General features: G+C 60.3%; 22 protein-coding genes. 5 read left to right on the plus strand and 17 right to left on the minus strand.

The features are described 5' to 3' along the window. Window positions 1-38 precede the first annotated feature (38 nt). The 9 genes from AB8B33_RS27360 to AB8B33_RS27400 all read right to left on the minus strand — a co-directional run bounded on the left by AB8B33_RS27360 (window position 39) and on the right by AB8B33_RS27400 (window position 9,025). Window positions 39-923, minus strand: a complete 885-nt coding sequence (locus tag AB8B33_RS27360; RefSeq protein ID WP_439017769.1) for a helix-turn-helix domain-containing protein — start codon at window positions 921-923, stop codon at window positions 39-41. 116 nt (window positions 924-1,039) lie between these two features. Next, on the minus strand, window positions 1,040-1,795 hold the full coding sequence (locus tag AB8B33_RS27365; protein WP_439017770.1) for a fumarylacetoacetate hydrolase family protein: 756 nt from the start codon (window positions 1,793-1,795) through the stop codon (window positions 1,040-1,042). A gap of 78 nt (window positions 1,796-1,873) precedes the next feature. Beyond that, window positions 1,874-3,241 carry an FGGY-family carbohydrate kinase gene (locus AB8B33_RS27370; protein ID WP_439017771.1) on the minus strand — a complete coding sequence of 456 codons (1,368 nt, stop codon included), beginning with the start codon at window positions 3,239-3,241 and terminating at the stop codon, window positions 1,874-1,876. After that, on the minus strand, window positions 3,238-3,558 hold the full coding sequence (gene rhaM, locus AB8B33_RS27375) for an L-rhamnose mutarotase (RefSeq protein WP_113321441.1): 321 nt from the start codon (window positions 3,556-3,558) through the stop codon (window positions 3,238-3,240). Before rhaM ends, AB8B33_RS27370 begins: the two co-directional genes overlap by 4 nt. Beyond that, entirely contained in the window at window positions 3,555-4,565 is a 1,011-nt protein-coding gene (locus AB8B33_RS27380; RefSeq protein ID WP_439017772.1) for an ABC transporter permease, read from the minus strand. The genes rhaM and AB8B33_RS27380 overlap by 4 nt, the downstream gene beginning before the upstream one ends. Continuing rightward, a complete protein-coding gene (locus AB8B33_RS27385; RefSeq protein ID WP_113321439.1) occupies window positions 4,562-5,551 on the minus strand; it encodes an ABC transporter permease in 990 nt (329 codons plus the stop codon). Before AB8B33_RS27385 ends, AB8B33_RS27380 begins: the two co-directional genes overlap by 4 nt. Before the next feature lie 10 nt (window positions 5,552-5,561). Next, entirely contained in the window at window positions 5,562-7,097 is a 1,536-nt protein-coding gene (locus AB8B33_RS27390; protein WP_439017773.1) for a sugar ABC transporter ATP-binding protein, read from the minus strand. A gap of 72 nt (window positions 7,098-7,169) precedes the next feature. Further along, on the minus strand, window positions 7,170-8,165 hold the full coding sequence (gene rhaS, locus AB8B33_RS27395) for a rhamnose ABC transporter substrate-binding protein (protein WP_439017774.1): 996 nt from the start codon (window positions 8,163-8,165) through the stop codon (window positions 7,170-7,172). A 47-nt stretch (window positions 8,166-8,212) separates the two neighbouring features. After that, window positions 8,213-9,025 (minus strand): DeoR/GlpR family DNA-binding transcription regulator, encoded by an 813-nt coding sequence (locus tag AB8B33_RS27400; protein WP_113321437.1) that lies wholly within the window; start codon window positions 9,023-9,025, stop codon window positions 8,213-8,215. 209 nt (window positions 9,026-9,234) lie between these two features. Between AB8B33_RS27400 and AB8B33_RS27405 the strand changes: the two genes are divergently transcribed. After that, window positions 9,235-11,331: a bifunctional rhamnulose-1-phosphate aldolase/short-chain dehydrogenase gene (locus AB8B33_RS27405; protein ID WP_439017775.1), complete on the plus strand. Its 2,097-nt coding sequence runs from the start codon at window positions 9,235-9,237 to the stop codon at window positions 11,329-11,331. Between the two features lie 50 nt (window positions 11,332-11,381). Then, a complete protein-coding gene (gene rhaI, locus AB8B33_RS27410; protein WP_439017776.1) occupies window positions 11,382-12,674 on the plus strand; it encodes an L-rhamnose catabolism isomerase in 1,293 nt (430 codons plus the stop codon). An 18-nt stretch (window positions 12,675-12,692) separates the two neighbouring features. On the opposite strand, the gene AB8B33_RS27415 is transcribed toward rhaI, so the two are convergent. The 4 genes from AB8B33_RS27415 to AB8B33_RS27430 all read right to left on the minus strand — a co-directional run bounded on the left by AB8B33_RS27415 (window position 12,693) and on the right by AB8B33_RS27430 (window position 15,975). Further along, complete coding sequence (locus AB8B33_RS27415; RefSeq protein ID WP_113321434.1) at window positions 12,693-13,151, minus strand: carboxymuconolactone decarboxylase family protein; 459 nt, start codon at window positions 13,149-13,151, stop codon at window positions 12,693-12,695. 127 nt (window positions 13,152-13,278) lie between these two features. After that, window positions 13,279-14,547: a flavin monoamine oxidase family protein gene (locus AB8B33_RS27420; RefSeq protein ID WP_439017777.1), complete on the minus strand. Its 1,269-nt coding sequence runs from the start codon at window positions 14,545-14,547 to the stop codon at window positions 13,279-13,281. 45 nt (window positions 14,548-14,592) lie between these two features. Continuing rightward, entirely contained in the window at window positions 14,593-15,282 is a 690-nt protein-coding gene (locus AB8B33_RS27425; protein WP_439017778.1) for a RibD family protein, read from the minus strand. A 30-nt stretch (window positions 15,283-15,312) separates the two neighbouring features. After that, on the minus strand, window positions 15,313-15,975 hold the full coding sequence (locus AB8B33_RS27430) for an HAD family hydrolase (RefSeq protein ID WP_113321431.1): 663 nt from the start codon (window positions 15,973-15,975) through the stop codon (window positions 15,313-15,315). A 164-nt stretch (window positions 15,976-16,139) separates the two neighbouring features. Here AB8B33_RS27430 and AB8B33_RS27435 point away from each other — a divergent pair, with 164 nt between their 5' ends. Beyond that, on the plus strand, window positions 16,140-17,009 hold the full coding sequence (locus tag AB8B33_RS27435) for a sigma-70 family RNA polymerase sigma factor (protein ID WP_439017779.1): 870 nt from the start codon (window positions 16,140-16,142) through the stop codon (window positions 17,007-17,009). Between the two features lie 266 nt (window positions 17,010-17,275). On the opposite strand, the gene AB8B33_RS27440 is transcribed toward AB8B33_RS27435, so the two are convergent. Continuing rightward, on the minus strand, window positions 17,276-18,109 hold the full coding sequence (locus AB8B33_RS27440) for an IclR family transcriptional regulator (RefSeq protein ID WP_439017780.1): 834 nt from the start codon (window positions 18,107-18,109) through the stop codon (window positions 17,276-17,278). Between the two features lie 533 nt (window positions 18,110-18,642). Further along, the gene (locus tag AB8B33_RS27445) at window positions 18,643-18,858 is read right to left on the minus strand and encodes a hypothetical protein (protein ID WP_113301678.1); all 216 of its coding nucleotides are present in this window, start codon (window positions 18,856-18,858) and stop codon (window positions 18,643-18,645) included. Between the two features lie 130 nt (window positions 18,859-18,988). Here AB8B33_RS27445 and AB8B33_RS27450 point away from each other — a divergent pair, with 130 nt between their 5' ends. Continuing rightward, on the plus strand, window positions 18,989-19,612 hold the full coding sequence (locus AB8B33_RS27450; protein ID WP_439017781.1) for a TetR/AcrR family transcriptional regulator: 624 nt from the start codon (window positions 18,989-18,991) through the stop codon (window positions 19,610-19,612). A gap of 75 nt (window positions 19,613-19,687) precedes the next feature. Beyond that, entirely contained in the window at window positions 19,688-19,873 is a 186-nt protein-coding gene (locus tag AB8B33_RS27455) for a hypothetical protein (protein WP_007825756.1), read from the plus strand. On the opposite strand, the gene AB8B33_RS27460 is transcribed toward AB8B33_RS27455, so the two are convergent. Beyond that, entirely contained in the window at window positions 19,870-20,310 is a 441-nt protein-coding gene (locus AB8B33_RS27460) for a DUF1810 domain-containing protein (RefSeq protein ID WP_439017782.1), read from the minus strand. The genes AB8B33_RS27455 and AB8B33_RS27460 overlap by 4 nt on opposite strands. Before the next feature lie 73 nt (window positions 20,311-20,383). After that, window positions 20,384-20,677, minus strand: coding sequence for a hypothetical protein (locus AB8B33_RS27465; protein ID WP_113323296.1), 294 nt, complete (start codon window positions 20,675-20,677; stop codon window positions 20,384-20,386). Window positions 20,678-20,708 lie beyond the last annotated feature (31 nt).

Below are 20,708 nucleotides of genomic sequence, written 5' to 3' on the forward strand. Positions count from 1 at the left end.
TTTTCCGCGCTGCACGCAAATGCTCTGATGTGTTGCAATTACGCAATCTGCGCCTTTTTCCAGTTCGCCGGCGTGGTTCCCAAATTCTTGCGGAAGACACGGGTGAAATGGGCCTGATCGGCAAAGCCGGTTTCCACAGCGATGGTTGTCAGGGGGTATTCACCGCGCACCAGCAGGTGTTTTGCGCGGTCGAGGCGGACATTGGTCTGATATTGATGGGGTGCAACGCCGGTCGATGCCTTGAAGGCGTGGCTGAAATGCGATTGCGACAGGCCGGTGACGGATGCCAGCTCTTCCAGGCGGATATTGCGCAGGCAATTTTCCTCGATGAAATCGGTGGCGCGGCGCAATTGCCAGCCGGCAAGCTTGCTGCGCTTGCGCGGCTGCACCTTGGTGAGCTTCAGCACATCGATGATGAGGGAGAGCGACAGGCCGTCGCCGTAGAGATCATGCAGCGGTTGCGGATTAATGCATTCGGCGGCAATCAACTGGGCGAGCGACAAAAGGCGCTCGTCGGAAAACAGGAGCTGGGCATTGGCAAGGCGCTGCGGATCGAGATCATCGCCGAGCCTTCGGCTGATGGTCTCGACATCGAAATGGATGTCGAGATGGCGCAGCGAATGCACATCCACCAGATCGGCCCAGACTTCCATGTCGGCTGGCACGTAGGAGATCGGCCGCTTTTCGGTGTCCTGCACCGTGCCGTGGGTGCGTGGCGAGAGCTTTACCCGCGAATTGCCCGGCCCGCGCTTTTCAAGGAGGATGAAAAGCCGCGGGTCGCGCGACACGTAATAGCCACCGGAATGGGGAGCGCAGTCCACATCCCAGACATCCGCCACGATGCCGTTCCACACCCGGCGATTGACGCCCTTCGTGACGGAAAAGCCGTGAATCCTGTTTTGCATGCGCGGTTGAAACGTCATTTCCACTTCCGCCTCCGGCCTGACAGCCGAATAAACCTTCGTATTAAACTCAAGTTTATTATAGGAGGCGGAGCAGGATGACAATCACCCAGTTTATGCTGGCGGAAATACCGATCTCAGGCGACCGAGAAGGTCAGCCTTGCGCCGTCGCCGAAGCGGATGTCGATCTCGCCGGGTTCGGTGAGTTCAACGGCGCCGCTGAGCGTGCCGGTGGTGACGAGCGCGCCCGATTTCAGCGAATCTTCTGGCCGCAACGGGTCGTTCGCGTAGTCGACCAGCCAGGTCACGACGTCGCCCTTCGGATGTTTGGCAAGACCATCATAGATCGTCTTGCTGTCCTGCGTGACCTTCAACGGCGTGCTTGCGGCGATATCGATGAAGCTCTTTGCAACGGAGGGTCCGAGCACGTAGCCGCTATTGCCGAGGCGGTCTGCTAGGAAGAGGAGGAAGGACACGCTGCCGCTTTCTTTTACCGCGCTGACGAGCAGCTCGGCGCCGAGATAGGCAGTGGAAATCGCGTCCAGAACTTCGGCGCGGCTGTAGGGAGCACCCTTGCGATAGGGTAGATCCTTGCCGAAGCGCACGGCGATTTCGGTTTCGAATTTCAGGCCCGGATACCAGGCAATGGTCGCACCCGATACGGCTTCGGCATAGGGATGGAGAGGTGCGGTGACCGGCTGGCCCTCGGGCGAGGCCGTGACCTTCCAGGCGTTGCTCGCGACCTCTTCTTCGGCCTTCAGGAAGTTTTGCGCTTCCATAGCCTTGTGCAGGTCGCTCGGCAGCGGAAAGGCGCTCGTCGGCTCCTGCTTTCCGGCCTGGCGCAGGCTGTAGAGTTTGGCGGCCAGTGCGCGCGGGTCGAATGATTCAGTCATGCTGTTTCCTCCATCAAATCGAAAGGTGCCACACTAGCGGCGCGGCCGACATGAACAAGGCCAGTCTTGGAAACACTGTTATTCCATCGCGGCGTACCAGCGCTCCCGATAGGCGGAGAGGCCCGGAATTGCCTGGGGTGAGAAGTGTTTTTCCACACCGGATACCGGCTTGATGCCGGCAAGAAGGGCCGCCCCCTGGCTGGTGCCGGTCGAGCCCGGCAGCGCCATCGTATCGCGGCCGGTGATTGCAGCAATCAGCGACAGATAGGTCTCGTTCAATGCGAAAGGGCCCTCGACGATGATTGGGCCCTTGGCGCCAATCAGCCCCAGGCAGGCCTCCGTCATCAATGCGAGATAGAGGCAGGCTGCGGCATAGCGCTCCTGCCGGCTCGCTCCGTCCGCGTGGATCCAACGGCTGACCTTGCCCGGAAAGGGACCGGAGCCCGGTGCCACATTCGGTAGCAGCAAGATGCCTTTCGCCACGACATCAGCGATGGCGGCTTTTGCCTCGGCATCGCCGACCTGACCGATCTCGGCCGAGAGAATTTCGAATTCGCGGCCGCCCATGAAGCGGGAAGAGGGTACGGCGCGGCCATAGGCATCCACATTGGCGAGCGCATCGCGCTTGGCGTCAAGATGGGCCAGATCACCCCCGACACCGAAATTGATGACCCAGGTGCCGGTCGAGACCACGGCAAAGGGCGCCTCGCGGGCGACAAGATGCGGCAGGAGCGACGCATTTGAATCATGAATGCCGCAATAGACGGGCACGGAAAGACCGATCTCAGCGGCGATATCGGGCAGAACGGGACCAAGTGCATCAAAGGCCGAATGGATCGGCGCCATCCGGTCGGGAATGGCAAGCGTATCGACCAGCGAGGAGTATGCGCCTGTCTTCGGATTCCAGAGGTCCGTATGACAGCCGAGCGAGGTTGCCTCGTTCGCAGCGACACCAGTCAGCCGCGCCGACCAATATTGTGCATAGGTGAGGATGGTGGCGACCTTGGCGAATTCTTCGGCAAAAGCCGTCTTCTGGTAGTGAAGCTGCGCGCCGATATTCAGGCCCATCGAAAGACGGGGCGAGAAGGTCTCGGTAAAAGATGGCCGCAGCGCATCATAGGCGTTACGGATCTCAGGCGGATATTCATGCTCATAGTCGATGACGGGCATTGCCAGCTTGCCATCCGCGCCGAGCAAGGCGGCGGCTGCGCCATGGGTGGTGATCGAGATCGCGTCGAAACCCGGCTCGCTGGCAAAGGCTTTCAGCGAAGCAAGCGCGAAGCTCCAGAGCGTTTCGATATCATAATGCGGATAGAGGCCGTCGCGGATGACCGTATTCGGTTGCTTGCGGACGGCGATTTCGGCGCCCGTCGCGCTGTCGAGAACGACGACCTTGGCGTTTGTCTTGCCGATATCGAGAACGGCGATGTGGCGGTAGTCGCTCATGGCATATGGAAGACGGTCACGAGGTCACTCTGGACGGGAGAATTATCCGGATTGGATGCCATGATATCGGCCATATGCGCCCACCATTTCTTCATGACCGGATGGTCCGGCAGGCTTGCCATCGTGTGATCCTTCGGCCGGGTCAGCACGCCGAAAAGCGTATTGGTCTCGCGGTCGAGATGGATGGAATAGTCGCTGGCACCAGACTGGTGCAGCAGGTCGACCAGTTCCGGCCAGATCTCGTCATGCCGCTTCCTGTATTCGGCCTCCATGCCGGGATTGAGCTTCATCTTGAAGGCGTGTTTTTCCAGTGTCATTTGGCGCTCATGGCTTTGATGCGGCGGGCGATGATCGGGATCGCGATGGTGATGATCAGGAGCAGGCCGATGAAGATCGACATGACGATGCCGGGCACGTTCAACAAGCCAAGACCGAAAGTCACGAGACCCATGACGAAGGCGGCGATGACGACGCCGCCGATCGTACCGGAGCCGCCGAGAATCGAGATGCCGCCGAGCACGACCATGGTGACGACTTCGAGTTCCCACCCTTGCGCGATCGACGGGCGGGTCGAGCCGAGGCGCGAGGTCAGGCAGACCGCAGCGACACCGCTCATCACGCCGGTCAGTAGGAAGAGGATGAATTTCACGCGCTCGACCGGAATGCCGGAGAAGCGAGCTGCGAAATCATTGTTGCCGATCGTATAGACCTGCCGGCCGAAATTCGTGGCATGCAGCAGGATCGCAAAGAGAATTGCCAGCACGATGAACAGCACGAATTCGAAGGAGAAGACCCAGACGACGTAGCCCTGGCCGAAATAAGCGAAATCCGCCGGGTATTTGCCATAGGCCTGGTCGCCGAGCGCGATATAGGAAATGCCGCGGAAGAGGCTCATCGTGCCGATGGTGACGACGATCGACGGCAGTTTCAGAACAGAGACGAGGAAACCGTTGAAGATGCCGCAGAGAAGCCCGGTGCCGATGCCGATCAGCACGAGGCCTGGCGTGCCGACACCCATCTGCGCCGCAGCGCCCATTGCTGTCGAGGCGAGCGCGATGATGGCGGCGACCGAGAGGTCGATCTCGCCGGCGATGACGAGCAGCGCCATGGCAAAGGCGATCATCGCCTTTTCGGTGAAGTTGAAGGTCGCGTCCGAGAGGTTCCAGGCATCGAGGAAATAGGGCGAGGCCACGGAATTGAAGATGAAGATCAAGACGGCGACCCCAAAGAGCAGCACTTCCCAGCTCGCCATGATGCGCTTGAAGGGCGTGCCGAGGCGATCGGGAATGACGCGCTTTTCCGGATTTGCGGAAACCATGCTCATGCTGCGACCTCCGCTGCTGCGCGATCACGCAGGATGATGCGGCCGCGATTACGCTCGCGCCTTGCATTGAAGACGACGGCGAGGATGATGACGGTTCCGGAGATCGCCATCTGGGTGAAGGGCGAAATGCCGATGACGGGAAGGGCGTTCTTGATGACGCCGAGGAAGAGTGCGCCGAGCACCGTGCCGGCAACCGAGCCAACACCACCGGCGATCGAGATGCCGCCGATCACGCAGGCCGCGACGCTGTCGAGCTCGAAACCGTTGGCAATATCGACATAGGCGACCGCATAGCGCGATACCCAGAGATAGCTGGAAAGCCCGGCGAGCGCGCCCGAGAGCACGAAGGCCAGGAATTTCGTCTTGCCCGTATCGATACCGGCATAGACGGCAGCCGTCGGATTGCCACCGGTCGCATAGGCCGAACGGCCGAACTGGCTGTAGCGCAGCAGCATATACATCAGAGCGACGATGATGATGGCGACCCAGCTTAAGATCGGCAGTCCGAGGATCGGCGTGCGGGGAACGGCAAGGAAGATCGGCGTCATCTGGTGCGCATTGACCCAGGCGCCGCCAGACAGCACGAAGGCCATGCCGCGATAGATGGTAAGCGTGCCGAGGGTGACGACGATCGGCGGGATTTCGAGGCGCCAGACGAGGAAGCCGTTGATGGCGCCGAGTGCTGCGCCGATCACGATCGCCGCAAGGATGAGCACGATCAGCGGCAGGCCGGGAAAGGCCGCGTTCATCATCGCGATTGCCATGCCGGTGAAGGCGAGGTTGGCTGCGACCGAAAGATCGATCGATTTCGTCAGGATGACCGTCATCTGGGCAAGCGCCAGGATGATAAGGATTGCCGTATCGTTGAAGATACCGGCGAGATTGTCGGGAGTGGCGAAATCGGCTGCGCGCGTCGAAAAGACGGCGATCATCACCACGATGATGGCGAAGAGCAGGGTTTCGCGTTTTCTGATTAGTCTCATCATGCTCGTCCCCTCATGCGTTTCCGGTCGCCGCACGCACCAGCGCTTCCGGCGAAAGCTGATCGCGCTCGAAGAGCCCTGCCGACAGGCCCTCCTTCATGACCAGTACGCGGTCCGACATGCCGATGATCTCGGGCAGTTCGGAGGAGATCATGATGATGGAAAGGCCTTCGGCCGCGAGTTCGCTGATGAAGCCGTGGACGGCTGCCTTCGAACCGATATCGATGCCCTTGGTTGGCTCATCGAGGATGATGACCTTGGGCATGGTGGCCAGCCACTTGCCGATGACGACCTTCTGCTGGTTGCCGCCTGAGAGCGTACCAACAGGCACGGAAAGGGCCGCAGCGCGCAGATCCAGCCGCTCGGCATACTTACGGGCGAGCGCGAATTCTTCTGCCGCCTGCAGGAAGCCCTTGCGCGAGGTGCGCGTCAGCGACGGAAGCGTCATGTTCTGATAGATCGGCATCGGCAGCGCAAGGCCGTGGCGGCCGCGCTCTTCCGGCACGTAGACGATGCCGGCGCGGATGGCGTCATGCGGGGAATTGATCGAAATTTCCCGGCCTTCGAGCGTCAGCCTGCCGGAGAGTGGCTTGGTGATGCCGAAGAGTGATTGGGCGAGTTCCGAGCGTCCGGCGCCGATCAGGCCATAGACGCCGAGGATCTCGCCCTTGCGCAGCGTCAGTGAAATATCGCGGAATTCGGTGCGGTGGCTGTATTTTTCGACTTCGAGCACTGCGCCGCCGATTGCCACATCGATCTTCGGGAACGCGTTTTCGACATCGCGGCCGACCATCATGCGAACGATTTCGTCCTGCGGCGTTTCCTTCAGCTTCCCATGGCCGACAGCGCGGCCGTCGCGGAAGACGACGTAATTGTCCGCGATCTCGTAGAGCTCATCGAACTTATGGCTGATGAAGAGGATGGCCTTGCCGCTTGCCTTGAGACCCTCGACGATACGGAAAAGATCGTCGATCTCCTTGCGGGAGAGCGCTGCGGTCGGTTCGTCCATGATGACGATGCGGGCCTCGATCGACAAAGCGCGGGCGATCGCCACGAGATGACGCTGCGCAATCGAGAGGTCTTTCAGGCGGATCGTCGGATCGATATTGCTTTCGAGCGAGGTCAGCAGCGTTCTGGCGCGGCTGTTCATCTCGCTCCAGTCGATGGTGCGCCAGCGTGTGCGCGGCGCATGGCCGAGGAAGATATTCTCGGCGACCGAAAGCTCGTCGAAGAGCACGGTCTCCTGGTGAATGGCGGTCACGCCGGCATCGATCGCGGCTTGTGCTGTCGCGAAGTGCACCGGTTTGCCGTCGACGATGATTTCGCCCTCATTCGGACGATAGATTCCGGTCAGGATCTTGACGAGTGTCGACTTGCCGGCGCCGTTTTCGCCGATCAGTGCCGTCACCTTGCCGGGATAGAGCGCGATGCTGACATTATCGAGCGCCTTCACGCCCGGGAAAATCTGCGAGATGCCGCGCATTTCCAGAATGCCGGTTGCGTCATCGGGTTTTGGGTCCGAGACGGGGTGTTGAAGGGCAGAGGTCATCAGCAAGCTTACCACCATCGAAAGAGAAGCCCGGCGGCAGAGCCGCCGGGTGTCCGTTCATGATCTCTGAAATCAGAAGACCTTGGAGAACTGGTCGATGTTCGAGGCATTGTAGACAAAGGGGTCTGCCATAGCAGCTTCGCCATTGTCGCCAATCTTGATCTTGCCCATGCGGCCGGCTTCGATTTCGCTGCCCGGCTTGCCGTCGGCATCACCCTTTGCCAGGTGATAGGCGATCTGCGTTGCAGAGTAGCCAAGGTCGATCGGGTTCCAGATGGCGAATTCCTTGGTCGCGCCGGACTTGATCGCGCCAGCCATTTCAGACGGCAGGCCGAGGCCAGTCACGTAGACCTTGCCGACCAGACCCTTGTCTTCGACGACCTTCGAAGCAGCCAGAACGCCGACCGTCGTCGGAGCGACGATGACCTTGACGTTCGGGTTGGACTTCAGCAGGCCTTCGGCTTCACGATAGGACTTGTCCGAGAGGTCGTCGCCGTAAACCGTGGTGACGAGATTGAGGCCCGGGAAATCCTTGAGCTGCTTCTTCATCTGGTCGATCCAGATGTTCTGGTTGGTCGAGGTCGTCGTTGCCGACAGGATGGCGAAGTCACCCTTGCCGCCGTCAAGATGATCCTTGGCGAGCGTCAGGCACATCTTGCCGATCAGTTCGTTCGACGACGGGTTGAGCTGCAGGATGCGGCCTTCAGGGGCAACGCCGGAGTCCCAGGAAATAACCTTGATACCGCGCTGGGTAGCCTTCTTCAGCGCAGGAACGACGGCATCCGGGTCATTTGCCGAGATCGCGATGGCGTCAACGCCCTGCGCAATCAGCGAGTTGATAACTTCGATCTGACCTTCGGCCGTCGTGCTTGTCGGGCCGGTGTAGATGACTTCCACGCCGCCGAGTTCCTTGGCCGCTTCCTGGGCGCCCTTGTTGGCGGCGTCGAAGAAGCCGTTGCCGAGCGACTTTACGACCAGGCCGATCTTGATGTCCTTGGCGCTTGCGGCGCCAGCCATCATGGCGACGGCAAAAGCCACACCGATTGCAAGTGTCTTTGCAAATTTCATGTCATGTCCTCCCACTAAGATTTAGACTTCCACACCTCGCCGACGCCTCATGCGACCGACGAGGAATCCTCCTTCACAGCCTGGGCCATCGGGCTCGCGACCACGAGCCGGACGCCGGCATTCTCGATCATGCGAGCCGCTTCCTCCGAGATGCCGTCATCGGTGATAACCACGGATACACGGTCTAGCGGGCAAAGAATGAGGCTCGACCGGCGATTGAATTTGCTTGAATCGACCATGACGATGAGTTCGTCGGCCTGGTGCATAAGTTTCTGCTCGCTCTGAATGATGAGGGCATCCGCTTCCATGATGCCGAGCGGGCCGACGCCCTGGGCGCCGATGAACATGCGCCGCGCATAGAAATTGCGGATCGCGTCATTGTCGAAGGGCGACAGGATCAGGCTCTGTTCACGATAAATCGCGCCGCCCGGCACCGTCACTGTGTTCTTGGAGTGCTTCACCAGATGTTCGGCAATAGCGAAGGAATTGGTCATGACCTGCATGCGATGGCCGGCCATGTAATGCACCATCTGGAAGGTAGTCGTGCCGCCATTGATGATAATGGCATCGCCCGCTTCACAGAGATCGACGGCCGCGCGTGCGATTGAGCGCTTTTTATCGATATTGACCGATTCTGATACTCGGAAGGGACGGCCCGCAAGATTTCCGAGCTGCGGGGGGTGCACGGCTTCCGCGCCGCCACGAACACGCCGGATCTTGCCCTGCACGTGAAGAGCCGCAATGTCGCGCCTGATCGTCGCTTCAGAAGCGTCCGTCAGCTCGGAAATGTCCTGAATCGTAACGACGGACTTTTCCTGAACGGCGCTTAAGATAATGCGATGGCGTTCGCGTTCGTGCATTGGGCTCCTCCTCTTGTCATATTTATTTCGTATCCGTTAAAGCCTGTCAATCAGAAACGATCATAAATTTTCATATTGCGATGCAGCATAATCGAATTTGATCGTTTTCGATTGACAAGCGCCATTTTGATGCGCGATACCGTGAGCGAAAGGGCGTGCTGATCGCGGCGCCCCACAGGCCTATAAACAAGCCTATATGGGAGGATGACATGGCGGCAAAGGTTCGACTTCTCGAGAACCGGTGGGATGATGCTTATGCGGCGGGCCTCGATGAGCCCGGCAAGCTTCTCTATCGCTCGAATCTTCTCGGCGGCGACAAGCGCATCACCAATTATGGCGGCGGCAATACCTCGGCCAAGGTCATGGAGACCGATCCGCTTGATGGTGGCAAGGTTAAGGTGCTCTGGGTCAAGGGCTCGGGCGGCGACGTCGGGACGATCAAGCTCGACGGGTTCGCGACCCTCTATCAGGACAAGCTGGAATCGCTGAAGGGCATCTACAAGGGTGTCGAGGACGAGGACCGCATGGTCGGCTTCCTGCCGCATTGCACCTTCAACCTGAATGCCCGTGCCGCCTCGATCGACACGCCGCTGCATGGTTTCGTGCCCTATACGCATGTCGACCATATGCATCCGGACGCGATCATCGCGATCGCCGCCTCCAAGAACTCCAGGGAGTTGACCAAGCAGGTCTTCGGTGATGCGATCGGCTGGCTGCCCTGGCGCCGTCCGGGCTTCCAGCTCGGCCTCGATCTCGAAGCTTTCGTCAAGGCGAACCCAAGCGCCAAGGGCGTCGTGCTCGAAAGCCACGGCCTCTTCACTTGGGACAACGATGCCAAGGCCTGCTACGAGCTGACGCTCGATATCATCAACAAGGCGATCGAGTGGTTTGCCGGCCAGACCGAAGGCAAGACGATCTTCGGCGGCGCCGTCGTTGAAAGCCTACCGGTCGCCGAGCGCCGTGCCATCGCCGCCCGTTTGATGCCGGAAATTCGCGGCCGTATCGGCAAGCAGGAGCGCAAGCTCGGCCATTTTGACGATCAGGATGCGGTTCTGGAATTCGTCAATTCGAAGAACCTGCGTCCGCTGGGTGCGCTCGGCACCAGCTGCCCTGACCATTTCCTGCGCACGAAGATCCGCCCGCTGATCGTTGATCTCGATCCGGCAAAACCCGATGTCGATGCAATCATCTCCGGTCTCGACAGGGCGCTTGAAGACTACCGCGCCGACTATTCCCGCTATTACAATGCCTGCAAGCATGACAATTCGCCGGCCATGCGTGACGCCAATCCGGTCATCTTCCTGGTGCCGGGCGTCGGCATGCTCTCCTTTGCCCGTGACAAGGCAACGGCCCGTATTGCCAGCGAATTCTATGTCAACGCCATCAACGTGATGCGCGGTTCCTCGACGGTCTCCGAATATCAGGGCCTGCCGGAGCAGGAAGCCTTCGATATCGAATACTGGCTGCTGGAAGAGGCCAAGCTGCAGCGCATGCCGAAGCCGAAGAGCCTGGCCGGCAAGGTCGCCTTCGTTACCGGTGGCGCCGGCGGCATCGGCCGCGCAACGGCTGCACGTCTCGTTGGCGAGGGCGCCTGCGTGGTGCTTGCCGATATCGATCAGGCCGCACTTGAGACGACCGAAGCCGAATTCGTGAAGAAATACGGCGCTGACGCTGTACGTACCTTGAAGCTCGACGTCACCAAGGAAGACGGTGTCATCGCCTCTTTCGCAGACTCCTGCGTTGAATTCGGCGGCATCGATATCCTCGTCTCGAATGCCGGCATCGCTTCCTCGGCGCCGATCGAAACGACCGAGCTATCGACGTGGAACCGCAACATCGACATTCTGGCGACCGGCTATTTCCTCGTCTCGCGTGAAGCCTTCCGCCTATTCCGTCGTCAGGCCCTCGGTGGCAATGTCGTCTTCATCGCATCGAAGAACGGCTTGGCTGCGTCGCCGAATGCCGCCGCCTATTGCACGGCGAAGGCTGCGGAAATCCATCTTGCCCGTTGCCTGGCGCTGGAAGGTGCGGACGCCGGCATCCGCGTCAATACCGTCAATCCGGATGCCGTCCTTCGCGGCTCGAAGATCTGGAGCGGCGAATGGCGCGAGCAGCGTGCTGCCTCTTCGAAGATCGAGGTGGATGATCTGGAGGAACATTACCGCAAGCGCTCGATGCTGAAGCTCAACGTGTTCCCGGAAGATATCGCCGAAGCGGTCTACTTCCTGGCATCTGATCTTTCGGCCAAGTCGACTGGCAACATCATCAACGTCGACGCAGGCAACGTTCAGAGCTTCACGCGCTGATAGCGAGCGGCGGGCCTTGCCCGCCGCAACAAAATCTCTGGGAGGAAGACATGACTGAATTCAGGATTGCGCCGGATCTGGTCGCAACGGAAAACGACAAGCGCGCCGCAGCGCTGAAGACAGATTATGAAGCGCTGGGCGCAACGCTCGCCCGTCGCGGCGTCGATATCGAGGCGATCACCCGCAAGGTGTCGGAATTCTTCGTTGCCGTGCCGTCTTGGGGTGTTGGCACTGGTGGAACGCGCTTTGCCCGCTTTCCTGGGACCGGCGAACCGCGCGGTATCTTTGACAAGCTCGACGACTGCTCGGTCATCAACGAACTGACGCGCGCGACACCGAATGTTTCGCTGCACATTCCGTGGGACAAAACGGACGCAAAGGAGTTGAAGGCAAAGGGCGATACGCTCGGCCTTGGCTTCGACGCGATGAATTCCAATACGTTTTCCGATGCGCCAGGACAGGCGCATTCCTATAAATACGGCTCGCTCAGCCACACCGATGCGGCGACGCGCGCCCAGGCGGTCGAGCACAACCTCGAATGCATCGAGATTGGTAAGGCAATCGGCTCCAATGCCCTGACGGTCTGGATCGGCGATGGCTCGAACTTCCCCGGCCAGAGCAATTTCACCAAGGCGTTCGAGCGCTATCTCGCGTCCATGGCCGATATTTACAAGGCTCTGCCGGACGACTGGAAGCTGTTCTCCGAACACAAGATGTACGAGCCGGCCTTCTATTCGACCATCGTACAGGACTGGGGCACCAACTATATGATCGCCCAGACGCTTGGCCCCAAGGCACAGTGCCTGGTCGACCTCGGCCATCATGCGCCGAACACCAATATTGAGATGATCGTCGCGCGGCTGATCCAGTTCGGCAAGCTCGGTGGTTTCCATTTCAACGATTCGAAATATGGCGACGACGATCTGGATGCCGGTTCGATCGAGCCGTACCGCCTTTTCCTCGTCTTCAACGAACTTGTCGATGCCGAGCAGCGCGGCGTCAACGATTTCAATCCCGCCCACATGATCGATCAGTCACACAATGTGACAGATCCGATCGAAAGCCTGATCAACAGCGCCAATGAAATCCGTCGCGCTTACGCGCAGGCCTTGCTCGTTGACCGCAAAGCGCTGGCGGGCTTCCAGGACGATAACGACGCGCTGATGGCGACGGAGACGCTGAAGCGCGCCTACCGTGCTGATGTCGAGCCGATTCTGGCGGAAGCTCGCCGCCGCAAGGGCGGGGCGATCGATCCGGTCGCCACTTACCGCGCGAGCGCTTACCGTAAAAAGGTCGCCGCCGAGCGCCCAGCCTCGGTTGCCGGCGGCGGTGGCATCATCTAAGCGAACGGAAGCCGTCAATCACGGCTTCCACTGCCCCGCGACCTGCCGGGTGGCAACGTTCAGCCGGTTCCAGACATTGATATTGGCAATTGCGATGACGAGGGCTGCAAGGCTCTTGCCATCGTAATGGCGCGTGCATTCCTCCCAGACCTCATCCGGCACCGGATCGGCGCGGTCGCTGAGGCGGGTGACGGCCTCGGTGAGCGCCAGTGCTGCGCGTTCGGCATCGCTGTAATAGGGGGCCTCGCGCCAGCCTGCGACGGCAAAGAGCCGCTCGTCGGTTTCTCCGTGCTTGCGGGCGATGCGCCAATGGCCGTCGATGCAGACGCTGCAGCCGTTGATCTGGCTGGCCCGCAGATAGATGATTTCCAGAAATGCCGGCGCAAGGCCGGCCTTGGCCGGCAGATTGCCGAAGGCGGCCAGCGCCTGCATAGCTTCCGGGATGACGAGGGCGGGATTTCCCATTCTCTCTTGCATGCTCAATCTCCTGATCGTGTTCGGTTTGACGCAGAGCCGGCCGGTTGCCGGTTTTCGTTCGTCATGCATTTGACGGATCAGGGTCAGGAAGTGTGACGTATAGAGCGAAATCTGATTGATGTTTTACTTAGCGGCGGTTGACGCCCGAGGTTTCGACAGGAACCAGCAGAGCCGCCATTGCCTCGTCGGCGGCGCGCTGGCCGCTCTCATAGGCGCCATGCGCCGTTGAGAAATCGGTCGTATGCGTTGCCTCGCCCGCAAAGAAAATCCTGTCGTCGAAGGATTGGGCGAGTTGCAGGCGTGCGTCCGCATGACCGGGCAGGGCATGGCTGTAGCCGCCGCCGATGGAAGGGGTTCCCGCCCAGTTCGAAGCCGCAAGCGGCTTCAGATATTTTCGCACGTCCGAGCCAAAGAGGCCGGCTAGCTCGTTGATCGCGTGGTCGAAAGCCGCTTCGCCACCCGTCGCGGAACAAGCCCTGGCTCCCGCCCCACCGAGGAAACATTCGAGCACTGGATTGCCGAAGGGGCGGATGTAATAGGCGCCGGTCGTGTTGTCACGCGGATTGCCGAGCACGTGGGTCTCGTCTTCGAAAGGGCCGCCGTCGAGGATTTCGAGATAGAGTTTCTCGTTGTTGCCGAGCGGTAGGAGCGATGCCGCCTGCCGCCAGGGGTCGAGCACGGACGGAAGGTTGATCGCACCGCCCGCGAGAACATTCGACGAGACGGTGAAGATGACGGCGCGTGTCCGGATCGTCCCGGCGGAGGTTTGCAGGACGATTTTCTGTTCGCTCAGATCAAGGCTTTCGAGGGTGGTGCCGAGCCGCAATTCCGCGTCGGAAGGAAGCGCTGAGGTAATCAGCTGCCCATAGCCATCGGGGACGCGCCAGTTGTTGTCGGTGGAGGCGTCATCATACGCGACGTAGTCTCTCACCGATATGTGCTCCAGTTCCTCGCCGGATATGTAGCCGCTCAGTGCCTGCAGATAGGGCGTCCAGGATGAATTCGGGTCGATCGCATCGGCTGCGCAGTCAGAAGCCGGTGGGTTGTTCCGGATCTCTTCGTTCCATTGCGCAAAGGCGTTTCGGGCGGCCGCACGATCTTTCCCGGAGAAACCGAGATTCTTAAACTGTTCGCCCCAGGCCGTGATGCGGCGGTCGACCGTGAAGCCGAGCTCGGCGGCAATCCTGGTCCAGGGATTGCGATCGGCCGAGTGCAGCCATCCGCAGCCGAGATCGACTGGCCCAGCGCTCGTGGCATAAGTCCAGGCCCGTCCACCGGCGCGGGGCAGTTGCTCTAGGATGGTGATGGAATGACCGCGGCTGCTAAGGCGGCGTGAAGCCCCGATCCCGGCAGCTCCTGCGCCGACGATAACGATATCCGGATCAGAGGTGGTCATGGCGTGGATATAGCGCCTTGCAGCCGCGGCTGTCCATTGTCACGATCATGCATGGACTTTATAGCGCAGGACGACGACGCCATTGTCTTTGGTCTCCGCCGATATCAGCGAGAGCCGGGTCTTGCCCGCCAGTCCCCCGTCGAAAGTAACGACAGGCTGGCCGCCGCTGCCATCCAGGGCCGGGGCGACAAGCAGATAAAACTCGTCGATGAGGCCCGCAGCAAAGAAAGCGCCGTTGATCGCTGCTCCGCCTTCGAGCAGCAATTTGTGGATGCCGAGTTCCTTCTCCAGTACATCGAGCGCTCCAGGCAGATCGATCTCGGCCGAAGGCGAGATTATGTAGGAGATGCCGTCGGCGGCGAGCTCCGCAAGATGGGCGTCCGGCACATCGCTACCGAGGATGACGACGATATGGTCGCCATCGATGTCAGGCCGCGTGAAATGCAGCTTGCCCGACGTGTCGAGCGCGATCGCGTAGTTGTCTGCTTTGCGATCGGCGAAATGGTTTTGCCGTTCTGCTGAACCTGCCGATTGCGACGGATGCGGCTCTCCCTTGGCCATTTCGGCCATAGTCACGCGTCCGACGATCCAGGCGTCACCCTGCAGGTCTTCATGTGCCTTCTGATAGAGAGCCGTCCATTCCTTGCGGCCGCCATCCGGGCTTTCTGTCCACTTGCTCGGATGCAGGCCGCCGTCGAGCGACGACATCATCAGGCAGATGATTTCCGGTTTCATGGGCGATTCCTTTCCGGCGCGGCAGGCAGGTCAAAACTTTATCGAAAGATGGCCGCTATCGGCAATGACAACGGTCGCATCGCCATAGTGTTCGATCTCGGGATAGCCCTGCAGCGAGTGTTTGTGACCGGCAGCAGTGATGACCATGATGTCGGCGCCCGCCGCCGTTCCTGCCTTCACGCCGGCTTCAACGTCTTCGAAGACCAGGCATTCATGCGTTGCAAAACCGAGCTTTTCGGCGCCGAGGATATAGCATTGGGGGTCGGGTTTGCCGACAGTCACATCTTCGGCCGTCACGATGGCCTGCGGCATGGGAAGCCCCGCGGCCTCAAGCCGTCGCTCGGCCAGGCGACGCGGCGAGGAGGTGACGATCGTCCACCGGTTCGGCGGCAGCGACGCCAGGAAATCGGCGGCACCCGGAAGGGCAACGACGCCTTCGACGTCCTGGATTTCCTCTTCGGTGATCTGTGCGGCTTCCGCTTCCGCGTCGACGCCCGGAAGGTTCAGCCGCCTGATCGTGTCGATGCCACGCGATCCATGCATGATCGGCAGGAATTTTTCCACATCCAGCCCGTGCCGCTCGGCCCAGCGGCCCCAGACGCGCTCTGCCGACGCAGTGGAACTCAGGATCGTGCCGTCCATGTCGAACAGGAAGGCGGCATATTGTTTGGAACTGTCAAATCGGGAGGACATGGGAAACACCGTAGGGAGGGATCTGCCTGCCATCAGCCAATGAAAAATGCGGCAGGTCAAGTCATGAGCCCAACTTCGCGGGACTTGATAGGATAGAGCTCCTGTCACATCGTCCGGCTTCCGCTCGTCATGGCTTTTGACGCAACAGGATTGGGAGTGGATTGATGGACGAGAAAAAATGGCTGGCCGATGAATTCGAGGCAAACCGCGGGCATCTGCGGGCCGTCGCTTTCCGCATGCTCGGCTCCCGCCCAGAAGCTGAGGATGCGGTGCAGGAGGCGTGGCTGCGCCTGACAAGGTCGGACAGGGGCAGTGTGGATAATCTCGGCGGCTGGCTGACAACGGTCGTGGCGCGCATCTGCCTGGATATGCTGCGTTCGCGCAAAACGCGGCGCGAAGAGCCGCTCGACCTGCCGGCGCATGGCGCGATCGTGGATATCGCCAGCAATCCGGAGCGCGAAGCAGCTTTTGCCGATTCGGTCGGCATCGCCCTGCTCGTCGTGCTGCAAACCCTCTCGCCCGCCGAACGCGTCGCCTTCGTGTTGCATGACATGTTCGATCTGCCCTTCGAAGAGATCGCTGCTGTCATCGGGCGGAGTGCGGCCGCCGCCCGGCAGCTTGCCAGCCGTGCCCGGCGCAGGGTGCAGGGGCAACCGGAAACGCCTGATATCGATCTGGCGCGCAAGCGCAGCATAGCCGAAGCCTTCCTAATCGCCTCCCGCAACGGTGATCTGGAGGGGCTGCTTGCGGTCCTCGCGCCGGATGCGGTCTTCCGGCCAGATGCGGCCGCGACCCGTCTCGGCAATGTCGTGCCGCTTCGCGGCGCCGGTGCCATCGCCGAAAGCTTCAAGGGGCGGGCGACATCGGCGAAAGTTGCGCTTGTCGATGGTGAAATCGGCCTCGTCGTCTTCATCGAGGGCCAGTTGCGCGTCGTGCTGGCGCTGAGTTTTGACGGCGACAGGATCTCGGCGGTCGATGCGATCGCCGATCAGGATCATCTGCGCGATATCGGCTATTCGATCCTCGAAGGCTAGCGATCACAATCAGTGAGTTTTTTCAAATAGATGGCCTCCGATCGGGCGGAGAGCAACGCTGGCCCAGCGGTGGGCGATCTGCCACAGCCCAACGGGCGTCAGCCGCGGCGCGCGCCGACGCGTGCGATCACGCCTTGCGATTTGTGCCACGGAAGCATCGAGAAGAGATCGATGAGGCAGCGAAATACTATGCGAACAAGGAGCCGCCCTTCCTCGCGAGCCAATGACGGTCCGGATGGCGCTTGCCGTGCGACTGAAGCCGGCGCTTAATGGCTACGCCAGCCCATCAGCTTCTCGATCTGCTCAGCCGAGTTGCGCACCTGTGCTGTATAGTGGCCTTCGTCCGAAAAGGCCTTTTGCTCCGGCAGAACGATGGAAATGGTGGCGACACACTGGCCCTCACGATCGCAGATCGGCGAGGCGATGCAGGCAACCGCATAATCGGATTCGCCAGCCTGGATCGACAGGCGCGATTCAAAGGCCTTTCCGGCGGATTCCGATAGCGTGGCGGGATCGATTTCGGCGCGTCCCGTCGGCGAGGAGCGGGCGCATCGCTTGAAGAGCTCGACACGCTCGTCTTCTTGCAGGTGCCCGACCAGCAGGCGGCCAGACGCTGTCCAGTTAAGCGGCACACGGGTGCCGACGCGGGAGGCGACCTGGAAATGGCTGGGGCCATCGGCCATGGCGAGAACAAGCATGAAATCGCCGTCACGGCCGCAGACCTGAACGGTCTCGCCAGCCTGTCGGCAGAGGTCGTGCATTTCATGCGTCGCGACGCTCATGAAGTCGAGCGATCGCGCATAGGCGAGGCCATAGTGATAGAGCCGCGAGCCGAGCCAGATTGAACCGTCGGATTGGCGCGTCAGCATGTTTTTTTCGACCAGGTCGTCAACGATGACATAGACGGTTGAAAGCGGCGCCTTCACGGCCTTGGCGATGGCATAGACGCCGGCCGGCGACCCCGTCTCGTAAAGATGGTCGATCACCTGCAGCGCGCGGTCGATACCGCTGACGCGTGCACGGCGCGCGCCCTTGGCACCGGTCTCTTCGGCCGGGTCTTCATCTTCGGAGTGGATTGCGGGTGATGTCTTTCCGTCCAATTCAACATACCTCTGATATCATGCGAACCTGTTACATTACTATGGCATAGCCGTTTGCGAAGCAAATCGCAAAATCTTTGGATATAAAAACCTTTGGTAGCCGCCGCAGATAGTTCTTGAAGGGCGGCGAGTGTTGTCACCGGATTGGCTGCGATTGCAAATCTATTTGCGGGCGCCTTATCGTGGATCGTCGATTTTGGAACCGGAACAACAAGCCGCAGCCCGAGTTTTTATCCCATAGCGATACCGGCTGATCGGATGTGGGCCAAGTCTCCTGCCAGACATTGCGGTCAGCGGTGGCAAGTCGACGCCCCTTTTGCGGCTTGCCGAAGCCACCGCCGGTGCGTGTCGTCATGAAGACGGCGTCGCCGGCGGCGAGCGTCTCAAGGTCGCGGGAAGAAATATTCGGGAAATCGATGTGGATGTGCGCGCTCGTCGCATCGCAAGGGCTGCCGCCTGTTGACAGCGGCAGCCCGTCTGGGAACAGGGCTTATCCCCAGTGCCGATCGGGCCTTGTAGGGCCAGCGGTCAGATCAGCCGAAGCAGGGCATCGCCGGCAGATTCGCGCGGCTGGCAAAGGACCCGATCATATCGCTCGCCGTGGAGGGACGCGGCTCGCGTTTACGGGCAGCCACCTCAAGGAGTTGCTTGAAATCTTCAAGCTTCACGCCATCGGCGCGGAGCACCATGGCGATCAGCGGGTCGTGAAGGGCTTCGGAAATGGTCAAATCTTCTCTGGTCTTTCTCATGGTACGGTCCTCCTTTCGTGGGCGGTCGCCCGTGTTCCACTCCTGCTGCCAAGCGCTCCTGGCATTGACTTCTGCAAAGAGTGGTGTTACCGGTAAGTAACAATGCATTTGTTACCGATCGGTCACATCGATGTCAAGGACTTCGTCCGCGAAAAAATCAGAATCATTGAATGAAATCTCGGTAGCCGCTTCAGACGATCGAATCCCCCCGCGGGAGCGTATTGTCACGACCGCTTCGGAGCTTTTCCGTGAGCGCGGCATTCGCGGCATTGGCGTGGATGCCATTGCGGATGCTGCCGCCACCAACAAGATGACCCTCTATCGGCATTTCGGCTCCAAGGACGAGCTGGTCTGCGAAACGCTACGCCGCGCCTCCGAAAAGGCCGAGAAGATCTGGCGCGATCTTGAAGCCGCCCATCCCGGCGATGCGCGCGGCCAGTTGCTTGCCTGGGTCGAGGACCGGGCTCACTGTCTGAACGGCGAGCCCGCAGGTTGCGATCTCGCCAATGCCGCGATCGAATTGAAGGGCGAAGGCCATCCGGCGCACGAGTTGATCGAGCGCCACAAGGCGATGCAGCGCAATCGTCTTGCGGCACTTTGCGTGGCTGCCGGCGCGCGCGAGCCGGAACTTCTTGCCGACACGCTGACGCTGCTGCTCGAAGGCGCGCGCGTTACTCGCCAGGCCATGACGGACGGGGGCTGTTCCTGCCATTTTGAAAAAGCTTGCAACGTGGCGATTTCCGCCTTCGGCTGATATTGACGCGGCCAGGGAACCTTGGGGGTTGCGTGGCCGTTTTTCTGCTGATCTGGGAGCAATCTGGAGGCAGAGATGAATTACACTTATCTCCGGCGCCTATATGCCAGACGTGCCGAGCTTGAAGCCAAGCTCGAATTGCACGACGCACGTTATTGCTTTGGCGAAGAGGAAGTAGACGACGGTACGGAAAACGATCTGAAACAGCGCATCCAAGAAATCTCGGAGGAGATTGCGGCACTGGAGTATTCTCCTGGCTAGCCGTTGCCGGCGCTCAGGATCGAAATGGTCCGTTCGTCGAATTTCCCGTCGTAAAAATGATCGATCGCTTTGTGAAAGGGCGAGCCGTGATCGCTGACCGCGGCAAACAGCGTCATGGACGAGCGCAGCTTCAGATCATCCGGGGAGCCCATGATATCGTGAGCGCTGCGGTCATTGACGGAGAGGATAGCCTCGACACAGCGCAAAAGGCGGCTGCCGAGGATCGGATCAGCGAGATAGGCTGAGGCTTCCTCCGCGGAGCGAATGGCATATTTCTCCGCCATGGAAGAGGTTCCGAGACCGGCGATTTGCGGGAAGATGAACCACATCCAGTGAGAGCGCTTGCGACCGGCTTCCAGCTCCGCAAGAGCCTGTTTGTATATGCCGTTCTGCGCTTCGATGAAGCGGTGGAGGTCGTAGTCTACGTCACCGGCCATGGCTCTTTCCCGTTCCTATGCTTCTCATGCACGTTAGACGAAAAATTCCATGCCCGGCGAAAATCGCTGGCTCTTAGCAGACCCTGTCTGCGTAGGGGCTCGTTTCACGGCAATGGCCGTAGCGCTGGTGGTGTGGCACCAGACTATCACCCGGAGGTGCCGGCTCTTCAATAGCCGAGGTCGTCATCGGATCGGTCGCTGATGTCTGTGCCGACGGTGCTGTGAAGCCTACAAAGCTTAGCAGTACGAGGGCGCCTACGACCACGATCCGCTCCAGGACCGACAGCTTCTGTGCGCTGACGTGGTCGGCGTAGTCGCGTTCAGCTTCGCCGTAGCTCACGTCCTCCTTCACATGCTGGTGCACCATATCCTGGTGACCGGAGGTCCAAGTTTCAGAT

Origin of the sequence: Rhizobium sp. 768_B6_N1_8 (assembly GCF_051811225.1) — a bacterium.
Classification (GTDB): domain Bacteria; phylum Pseudomonadota; class Alphaproteobacteria; order Rhizobiales; family Rhizobiaceae; genus Rhizobium.

What these genes read in the sequence shown, in the direction of transcription:
- AB8B33_RS27360 (WP_439017769.1), bottom strand. Translation starts at nt 923, where the DNA reads ATGACGTTTCAACCGCGCATGCAAAACAGGATTCACGGCTTTTCCGTC.
- AB8B33_RS27365 (WP_439017770.1), bottom strand. Translation starts at nt 1,795, where the DNA reads ATGACTGAATCATTCGACCCGCGCGCACTGGCCGCCAAACTCTACAGC.
- AB8B33_RS27370 (WP_439017771.1), bottom strand. Translation starts at nt 3,241, where the DNA reads ATGAGCGACTACCGCCACATCGCCGTTCTCGATATCGGCAAGACAAAC.
- rhaM (WP_113321441.1), bottom strand. Translation starts at nt 3,558, where the DNA reads ATGACACTGGAAAAACACGCCTTCAAGATGAAGCTCAATCCCGGCATG.
- AB8B33_RS27380 (WP_439017772.1), bottom strand. Translation starts at nt 4,565, where the DNA reads ATGAGCATGGTTTCCGCAAATCCGGAAAAGCGCGTCATTCCCGATCGC.
- AB8B33_RS27385 (WP_113321439.1), bottom strand. Translation starts at nt 5,551, where the DNA reads ATGATGAGACTAATCAGAAAACGCGAAACCCTGCTCTTCGCCATCATC.
- AB8B33_RS27390 (WP_439017773.1), bottom strand. Translation starts at nt 7,097, where the DNA reads ATGACCTCTGCCCTTCAACACCCCGTCTCGGACCCAAAACCCGATGAC.
- rhaS (WP_439017774.1), bottom strand. Translation starts at nt 8,165, where the DNA reads ATGAAATTTGCAAAGACACTTGCAATCGGTGTGGCTTTTGCCGTCGCC.
- AB8B33_RS27400 (WP_113321437.1), bottom strand. Translation starts at nt 9,025, where the DNA reads ATGCACGAACGCGAACGCCATCGCATTATCTTAAGCGCCGTTCAGGAA.
- AB8B33_RS27405 (WP_439017775.1), top strand. Translation starts at nt 9,235, where the DNA reads ATGGCGGCAAAGGTTCGACTTCTCGAGAACCGGTGGGATGATGCTTAT.
- rhaI (WP_439017776.1), top strand. Translation starts at nt 11,382, where the DNA reads ATGACTGAATTCAGGATTGCGCCGGATCTGGTCGCAACGGAAAACGAC.
- AB8B33_RS27415 (WP_113321434.1), bottom strand. Translation starts at nt 13,151, where the DNA reads ATGCAAGAGAGAATGGGAAATCCCGCCCTCGTCATCCCGGAAGCTATG.
- AB8B33_RS27420 (WP_439017777.1), bottom strand. Translation starts at nt 14,547, where the DNA reads ATGACCACCTCTGATCCGGATATCGTTATCGTCGGCGCAGGAGCTGCC.
- AB8B33_RS27425 (WP_439017778.1), bottom strand. Translation starts at nt 15,282, where the DNA reads ATGAAACCGGAAATCATCTGCCTGATGATGTCGTCGCTCGACGGCGGC.
- AB8B33_RS27430 (WP_113321431.1), bottom strand. Translation starts at nt 15,975, where the DNA reads ATGTCCTCCCGATTTGACAGTTCCAAACAATATGCCGCCTTCCTGTTC.
- AB8B33_RS27435 (WP_439017779.1), top strand. Translation starts at nt 16,140, where the DNA reads ATGGACGAGAAAAAATGGCTGGCCGATGAATTCGAGGCAAACCGCGGG.
- AB8B33_RS27445 (WP_113301678.1), bottom strand. Translation starts at nt 18,858, where the DNA reads ATGAGAAAGACCAGAGAAGATTTGACCATTTCCGAAGCCCTTCACGAC.
- AB8B33_RS27450 (WP_439017781.1), top strand. Translation starts at nt 18,989, where the DNA reads ATGTCAAGGACTTCGTCCGCGAAAAAATCAGAATCATTGAATGAAATC.
- AB8B33_RS27455 (WP_007825756.1), top strand. Translation starts at nt 19,688, where the DNA reads ATGAATTACACTTATCTCCGGCGCCTATATGCCAGACGTGCCGAGCTT.
- AB8B33_RS27460 (WP_439017782.1), bottom strand. Translation starts at nt 20,310, where the DNA reads ATGGCCGGTGACGTAGACTACGACCTCCACCGCTTCATCGAAGCGCAG.
- AB8B33_RS27465 (WP_113323296.1), bottom strand. Translation starts at nt 20,677, where the DNA reads ATGGTGCACCAGCATGTGAAGGAGGACGTGAGCTACGGCGAAGCTGAA.